We start from the raw sequence: 9167 nt of genomic DNA on the forward strand, positions 1-9167 counted from the left end.
TTATAGTTCAACTTAAAGCACCGTTTGTTCATGCCACTTTTTAGGCTCGCCAATGGCTGGTGTCGGTTCTTCATCAGGGATAACATCGGGTAGCCTTTGCTCCATCAACCTCAGAGGACGATAAAGCAAACTCATCACACCCCAGATAACGGCAAAAGCCCCTAACATCGCCAGCAACAATCCAACCCCTCGACCTTCGCTTCCACCAAATACAGACACAGCAAAATGCGCCATGGCGGAGTCACTCGTCATAAACGGTTCCACCACGTTTTCTGCTAGATGACCGATAAGGAAATACGCCAAAGGCATCATCGACCACGACATCATCTGATTGGTGGCGATCACCCTACCTTGCAACTCAAGCCCAACTTTCACTTGAATCAGACATTGCCAGTGCGCATTGACTAACGCCAACGACATTCCGATACCAAAGAACCCAGCCATAAGATAAAACTGATTGGCTTGAATACCCGCAATGATCATCGAGACACCAGTTAGAAGCGTAAAGCCAATCATGCCATGGGCTCGGAGCTTGGTTCCTCCCCATATCCCCATAATTAGACCGCCAGCCAACTGCCCTATTCCATCAAATGCAAGCACCTGGCCAAGCAAATCTGCTTTGCCCACAGACAGTACTAATGGGGTACCGAGTACCATAATGGCGCTGAAAGCAAAGTTGTACACTGCAAAGAAAACCACCATCGCCAGCATCTCTTTACGCTGAAGGATGTATTGCCAACCCTCAACTATTTCCTGAAGAATCGGTAACTCGCGCTTTTTGAACATCCGATTCGGGAAGCGAATGAGAAGCAGCGTGGTAAACGCAACACAGAATGCCGCAATGTCTAAAATCAACACATTTTGCAGCCCAACCTCTAGGAAAAGATACCCTCCCGCAAAAACCGCGATCACTTGGCTGGTGGAAGAAGCCAGTTGAGCCAATCCATTCGCTCGACCGAGGTATTTCTTAGGTACTAATTGCGCAATGGTGGCAATGTAGGCTGGTCGTTGAAAAGCTTGCCCGATAGAACTGATGGCGACCACGGTGTAAATTTTCCAAATCTGCAGCTCTCCCGTCCACAAGGTAAAGAAAATAAACAAGGTGCCACAGACAGAGATGGCGTCGCTGAGCATGAGAATCAGCCGCCTATCCCACCTATCGACCAATGCCCCTGCAAACGGCAACACCAAGATACCGGGGAGCAATGCAAACACGGAAATGTATGCAAATTCGGTGACGGATCCGGTTTGTATGTAAACCCAAGTACCCAATGCAAACGCCGTCAAACCGGTTCCAAGCATCGACATATATTGCCCGAAGACGATAACAAAAAACAGCGGTAAGCTTGGTTTCGCCTCCCGATTTTTCCTATTGAACAAGTGGCTAAACGAAAACGTCTCTTTTGGCTCATTATCCGGTTGGCTCAATGTAGACCCATTTACGTTTTCATATTTTCTGTCTTCATCACCTCTTTTATCTTCGTCGTCTTTTGTTGGTGATTCCCATTGTTGAATTTGCGCGGTCAGGATTCGGCTCAACTCATGAGGTTGATGTTTGATAAAGAAATGCCCTGCATCGGGAATCACTTCCATCGACACATCTGGCGAAAAGGCTCGCCAATCTTGGTATCGTTCTTCATAAAATTCGGTGCTTTTGTCTTTGTCTCCGTATATCGACAATATCGGCGCACTGACGACGTAGTCCTCTGGCGACAAGTTCGCAACCGTGTAGAAGTCTTCGGCATCGCTGACATCCTGTCGCATCGCTGACATCAGGAAATTCAGCTCGTCTTCTTCCAGTGATTCTGAAAAACCGCCTAACGACAAAATCGACTCAAAACGTAAGCGATTGGAAACCAACTTATCAAACGGAATCCATTTCCGAAGTGATTCCAATGCAGCAAAAGGCAACCTTGGGAATGGGAACGTCGCCGCTAAGAACACCCCTTTTGCGGGTGATCCCTTTGCTTCCAATCTGCGGGCAATATCCAAGGTAAGTGCCCCGCCAACACAATGACCATAAAGATAAATATCACCTGAAATGCCAGACAGTATCTCTTCGACGCACTGCTCTGCAATGTCATTCATCGGCATCAGCCCTTCATCTGAGCGCGCGTAGTCATGACCGGGGAAATTCAAAGCATGCAGCGAATAATCTTCAGGAAGGCAACCTGATAAAGGTTGATACGCGATGGGGCTTCCGCCGCCATAGGGGATACAAACAAGGTGGCGCTTAGGTTTGGCTTTGCTGTTATTTTGGGAAGTGAGGCAATGCAACAGACCGGTTGGTTGGGCATCGGTGTCGGACTCAATGTGCTTAGCGATCTCCGCTACGGTTGGGAAACGGAACAAATCCACTACCGTGACTTTTTTCGGTTCACTGCCGCCTTTATCTGGCTCTAAAGCATGGTCTGCTATCGACCGATCTGCTAAAGAACAAGATTCCAAAGCGCGATTCAGCATACTCACCATTCGAATTGCGGTAATCGAGTTACCACCGACCTGGAAGAAGTTGTCGTGAACACCAACTTTTTCGACATTCAACGCTTGTTGCCAGATATCGGCAAACAAGATCTCCAAGTCTGTAGTTGGTGCAACGTATTCTTCTGCTTGGTTCCATACTGGGTCGGGCAGCGCTTTTCTGTCTAGTTTACCGTTCGCACTCAGTGGAATACCGTCGATCAAGTTGAAGGTTGACGGCACCATGTATTCTGGCAATGCGTCTGACACCACTTGATGGAGCCTAGCAAACAAGGTTTCGCTGCCGTCATCTGAAACAATGTAAGCGGCAAGACTCTTAATGCCTTCTCGCTCAACATCAATGACCACTGCATGCTTCACACCCGCTTGCTCCGAGAGCACAGTTTCGATTTCCCCAAGCTCTACGCGGTAGCCTCGTACTTTTACTTGGAAATCCTTGCGTCCCTTGAATTCGATGTAGCCATGCTTATTCCAGCAACCTAAATCGCCTGTTCGATATAAATGACCGAGTGTTGGATGATCAAAGAACTGAGCAGCCGTTTTTTCTGGCTCGTTATAATACCCTTTCGCAACCCCTGCACCGCCAATATGGATTTCTCCTATCGCTCCGGCTGGGCAATGCCCACCCTGCTCGTTAAGCACCCACATGGCTTGATTTGGCATCGCCAACCCATATGGAATACTTTGCCAATCAGGGTTAACCGACTGAATGGGATACCAAATTGACCAAATGCTCCCTTCCGTTGCACCGCCTAAACTGATGGCTTGTACTGTGGGTATTAGACTCTTAAGTTGCTTTGGAAGTTGAAGCGGGATCCAATCCCCACTCATGAGCACGACTTTCAATGAACGGAGGGTTTGTGGATGTTCGTATTTGGAGCCCTCTGTTCCAGATGCACCAATAGGCAACGCCACCTCTTCCACCAAAAGCTGCACCAATTGAGGCACAGAGTTCCAAATAGTCACTTGATGGGTATCGACAAGTTCGACCCATCGACTTGGGTTTTGCACTTCTGATTGTTCAGGGAAAACAATGGCTGCGCCTGCTGCTAACGTGCCGAATAAATCGTAAACAGAAAGATCGAAACTCAAATCCGATAGCGCCAATACTCGATCTTGCCGCTGAACGTCGAACGTTCGATTCACCGCTTCGATGGTGTTCATTGCACCATCATGGCTGATCACCACCCCTTTCGGTTTTCCCGTGCTACCAGAGGTGAAAATAATGTACGCCAACTCATCAGGGCTGACATTCGGTAACGCCTCTCGCCACAATCCATTTTCCCAATGGTCTGGGATAGAGGTTTGGTACACCGATTCAATGATCGTAATCTGATAATTTTTTAGCCACTCTTCACCAGCGTACAAGTCTTGCTGACACTGAGTCATCACAAGATGCGTTACATCACCCGCTTTCAACACATCATTCAAACGCGATGCTGGCCAAGCCACATTGAGTGGTAAATACGCCGCCCCAATCGACATAATACCCAGCGTAGCCACCAGCTGTGGTTCGCCTTTTTCCGTCAGTACACCAACCAACTCACCTCGTTCTACCCCTGCTTGTTGAAGCTGATTTGCTAATAACAAACGATGCTCGTGCACCTCTTGATAACTAACGTTCTGGTTACCACAAACGACCGCAAGCGCATTAGGTTGCTTTGCCACTTGCTCATTGAATCCGTCGAGCAAATTTCTTTTAGGGTAATCTTCGTGCGTGTTGTTCCACTGTTCAAAAAGCTGCTCGCGCTCAGCCGGTGAAAGCACATCAATTTGCCCAAGCGCTTGATTCGGATTAGCAGCAAAGCTCTTTAATACCCATGAGTAGACGTCGGCAATCCTTTGAATGGTGTCATCATTGAACAAGCTGGTCGCGAAATTGAAGTTGCCGTAAATGTCTTCTCCGCTGTCATCCAAGTACAAACTCAAGTCAAACTTGGCGGGATTTCTGAGCGAACGCACCTCTTCAAATTGCGCCTGTTTAAACGGCAACGTCTGCTCTTTCAAACGCTGCTCACCAAAACTTTGTAGCGAGAACATCACTTGGAAAATCGGGTGACGTGACATGTCCCGTTCTACTTTTAACGCTTCGACAAGTTGCTCAAAGGGTAAATCTTGATGTGCCTTTGCATCTGCTACCACGTTGTGAACCAAGGTGATGAACGCTTTCACGCTCGACGACAGCGATACATCCGCTCGCATTGGCAATGAATTAACAAAGTAACCGATCAAATTTTGGACTTGCGTGTGGTGTCGGTTATCAGAAGGCGTGCCGACGACAATGCTTTTCTGGCCAGACAATAGCGCCAGAGTCGCATAAAACCCACTCAGCAATACTGTGTACAAGGTGGTATCCTGCTGACGAGCGAGCTGTCGAAGATGATCAGAGAGCCCGCTATCGAACGTGAATACTAAATCTTTACCGCTGTAATCGATTGTTGCTGGGCGTGGAGAATCGGTCGGTAAGGCTAGCGTTTCAACGCCATCAAGCTGACGCTTCCAAAACGAAAGCTGTTTCTCTAAGTTTGAGCCCGTTAGTTGCTGACGCTGCCAAAGGGCGTAATCGGCATAACTAACGTCCAATTCAGGCAGCACAGGTGAGTTCCCTGTGCTGTAAGCTTGGTACGCCAGCGATAACTCGCTAAGAAAAACATCGGTCGACCAACCATCAAAGGCAATATGATGCCAAATGACCAGCAAGTAATCTTTCTCCAACCCTAGGTAGCGAATCAACCGGATCGGTCGCTCTTGATCCAATTGGAAGGGTCGAGATATTTCGGAATCAAAAATGGTTTTTACTGGCGTATTAGGTGCGATGGATTCCACGTCCATTTGCACGGTGGATGCCAGCAGCTTCACATACGCCTTGTCTTGTTCATCAGTCAGGTATATTGAATTCAATACCGGATGACGTTCGAATATCTTTTGAAAAGACCGTTCCAGCGCCGGTAAATCGACGTCGGCATTGAGCTCAAAGACATAGGGAATATGATACGCATCCGTACCTTGCTCAAACTGCTCTATGAACAACATGCGTTCTTGTGAAAAAGAAAGCTCGGTTTGCGTCTCTGGCATAGCCAGTATCTCTTTATCCCAAAACGCATGCTTAGAGGTGATCTGATTTTGCTGCAATATGCCCAATAATTCTGGCTTTCTTGCTTTGATTTCCCCCAGCGACTCTGAACACGGTTTATCACCAGCAAACGCCAGCTTAATGGCATCCTCTTCCACCCAAACCGACATGTTGCTGGCTTTGATTCGATTCACTAATTCGTACATAACTAAATACTCATTTCGTTATCTTGCTCATCAAGGAAGCTGACGGTTTGATTTTCTTCAATGTACGCAGCCAACTCGGCGATCGTTTTGGTGGTGTAAAGGTTCACTAACTCCAAACGCAGCGAATGACCAAGGTAGCGATTGATCTGGCTAATGACTTTAATGGCATTAATGGAATTGCCGCCTATTTGGAAGAAGCTGGCGTGAACGCCAACGCGCTCTAACCCCAACACCTGAGACCAGATGTCGCACAGTGCGATTTCCAACTCACTTTCTGGGGCAACGTAACCACTGGATTCCACCCATTCCGGCTCGGGTAGTGCTCGACGGTCAAGCTTGCCGTTTAACGTCAGAGGGATAGCTTCAATCTGGTTGAAGGTGGCGGGCACCATGTAATCTGGCAGGTGAGCATTTAAGCTGTGGCGGAGGTCATCCATGCTGAGTGTCTGGTCACTCACAAGGTACGCGGCAAGATACTTGTCGCCTTCTTTTTCTCGGTCAATAACGACGGTTTGCTGTACCCCATCAACCGCCATGAGCGTGGCTTCAATTTCACCCAGCTCAATCCGGTAACCGCGTATCTTCACTTGGCTATCATTGCGCCCGATATACTCCAGTTGACCATCGTGACGCCAGCGTACCCAGTCTCCAGTTTTGTATAACCGCTCATCGTGCCCTTCAATTGGGCTGTCGATGAACTGCTCCGCCGTTAGGGTGTCTCGGTTGAGGTAACCTCTCGCCAGTCCTGCGCCCCCTATGTGCAGCTCACCGGGAACACCAATTGGGCACAGTTTTCCATTGCCCGAAAGGACATAGCATCGCTCGTTACTCAGCGGTGTGCCGATAATGTGGGCGTTACCCGATTGGTATCGAGATTGGGTACTCCAAATGCATGCCTCAGTCGGACCGTACACTTGAATGACCTCTTTAAAGCGCTGCGACAAGCTTTGGTAAATCGCTTCCGAGCCACTTTCGCCGCCGACAATAACGGTCACGTGAGACAAATCGAGGGCTTCTGGCAGTGCCACTTGCAGTACTGACCACACCGATGGGGTAAGCTGCAATACGTTGGTCTTGCTGACATGCTCGGATAAGGTTTCCGATGCTTGGTGGATATCCGACAGGTGAACCGTACCACCTGACAACAGCGGTAAGCCGTATTCCAAGCCAAAGATGTCAAAGGTGTATTGAGTGAGGCTGACTAAGGAAATAGGCTGTGCTTCAGCGGACAGGGTTTCAACAGACTGATGATATTGATGAATAAAATCAGCGTAAGCCGAATGCGGCATCATCACCCCTTTGGGCTTACCTGTGGTGCCTGAGGTGTAAATGATGTACGCAAGGTCATCACCTGAAACCGTCAGGTCTAGGTTCTCTGATGATTGAGGATACGCGTTGTCTGCCAACACCAGCTCGGGTAGCTGCGGTAAATCACTTAACCAACCATCCAGCTGGCTAAGATGCGTTTGCTGAGTCAGTACCAGCGGTGCCGCCGTGTCTTCCAAAATAAACTGCGTGCGCTCTTTCGGGTATTCCGGCGATACGGGGACATACGCCCCGCCCGCTTTGAGCACCGCTAAAATGCTCACCACCATGTCGACGCTTCGGTCTAAGTACAAGGCAATCGGTGTGTCTGCTGTCAGTTCACGCTCGTAACGAATCACATGCTGTTGGCGCAGAGTGCGCGCGAGCTGGTTGGCTTTTTGGTTCAGCTCTTGATAGGTCAAGTGCTGGTCTTGATACGTGAGTGCCACCGCGTTCGGTGTGGTTTGCACTTGTGCTTCAAACAACTGATGCCAAGTTGGCATGGAAGGCGCAGGCGATTGTGTGGTATTCCAGTCGCGTAATAGCAGCGTTTTTTCAGATTCCGATAGCACATCAATGTCTGCAAGGCATTGTTCAGAATCCGCGACAAAGCTTTTTAATATGTGCTGATAAATCGTCAACACACGCTGTGCAGAAGTATGCTCAAACAGGCTGGTGGCGTAATCCAACCCCAATTTTAGAGCACCGTGACCGTCATCCACATGGAAGTTCAAATCAAATTTGGCTGGGGCATATAGCCCTTCGTCGCCCAAATCGACCGATTCAAATGGCAATGCGTCTTGGCTCAGCTGCTGGTGACCGAAACTTTGCATGCCAAACATCACTTGAAACAGTGGGTGGCGCGACATATCGCGCTCTACGTTGAGTAAATCAATCAAACGCTCAAACGGCACATCCTGATTCATTTTAGCGTTGGTCATTACTGTGTGAATCTGCTTAAACAGATCGCTCACTGTTCCAGCAAGATCCACTTGAGCCCTTAACACCAGAGACGTTGCAAAGTAACCAATCAAGTCTTGTGTCTGGGGTTGATGGCGGTTGTCGGAAGGCGTACCAACAACGATGTCACCTTGTCCACTCAGCGTCGACAGTGTCAGATAAAATCCGCTCAGCATAACAACGTAAAGCGTGGTGTCTTGATCTCGTGCTAACGTTTTAAGTTGCTCCGACAACGCGCTATCGAGAGTCAGTGCGACGTTTCTGCCTTGGTAGTTCACTTTTGTTGGTCTTGGATGATCGGTTGGCAACTCCAACGTCTGACAGCCAGATAACGTATCAGACCAAAATGCCATTTGGCTCTCTAGCCCCTTCCCCTCAAGTTGATGACGTTGCCAAAATGCATAATCACTGTACTGAATTGCCAAGGGTGGCAATACTGGCTGACCTTGCTGTGATGGTCGACCCTGCGTTAACAAAGTTTGATATGCCTGAGATAGCTCACGTAAGAAAATGTCGGTCGACCAGCCATCAAAAGCAATGTGGTGCCACAATATCAACAGATAGTGTTTACCTTCAGAGGTGAATTGCGACAGACGCATTGGGGCTTCGGTAGACAGATCAAACGGTCGCTCAATCGCTTGAGACAATTGGGTTTTAAAGTCAGCAAAGTCAGCCGCGACCTGTTGAGAGATACAAACCTTTTGATCGAGCGGATGCAACGCAAACTGCCCTTCTTCGTTCTGTTTGTAAATCGAATTCAACACTGGATGCCTATCGACAACAGCTTGGAACGCTTGAATCAACACATCCTGCTGGATATCACTGGAAAGCTCGACGGTATAAGGAATGTGGTACGCATCTGTGCCTTGTTCAAATTGCTCAATAAACAACATGCGCTCTTGAGCAAAAGACAACGTCGCGCCTGTATTTGGCAAAGAGAAAATCTCTGTTTCCCAGAAGTCGTGCTTCGATAAGATGCCATTGCGCCTTAAGATATCCATCAGACCGGGTTTGTTTTCTTTGATTTTCGCAAGCAATACGTCCGATGGTTTCTCGTCACCAAATGCTAATTTGATAGCATCCTCTTGTACCCATACAGACAATTCATTCTCTTTGATTTGATTGATTAGATCTAACATGGC

General features: G+C 48.3%; 2 protein-coding genes. Both read right to left on the bottom strand.

Annotation, left to right across the window (positions count from 1 at the left end; all coding sequences use genetic code 11):
- Positions 1 to 12 precede the first annotated feature (12 nt).
- Positions 13 to 5760: a non-ribosomal peptide synthetase gene (locus tag LDO37_RS17565; RefSeq protein ID WP_126606604.1), complete on the bottom strand. Its 5748-nt coding sequence runs from the start codon at positions 5758 to 5760 to the stop codon at positions 13 to 15.
- A 2-nt stretch (positions 5761 to 5762) separates the two neighbouring features.
- Positions 5763 to 9164 carry a non-ribosomal peptide synthetase gene (locus LDO37_RS17570; protein WP_126606605.1) on the bottom strand — a complete coding sequence of 1134 codons (3402 nt, stop codon included), beginning with the start codon at positions 9162 to 9164 and terminating at the stop codon, positions 5763 to 5765.
- Between the last annotated feature and the right edge of the window lie 3 nt (positions 9165 to 9167).

This window comes from Vibrio penaeicida (assembly GCF_019977755.1).
Lineage (GTDB): Bacteria > Pseudomonadota > Gammaproteobacteria > Enterobacterales > Vibrionaceae > Vibrio > Vibrio penaeicida.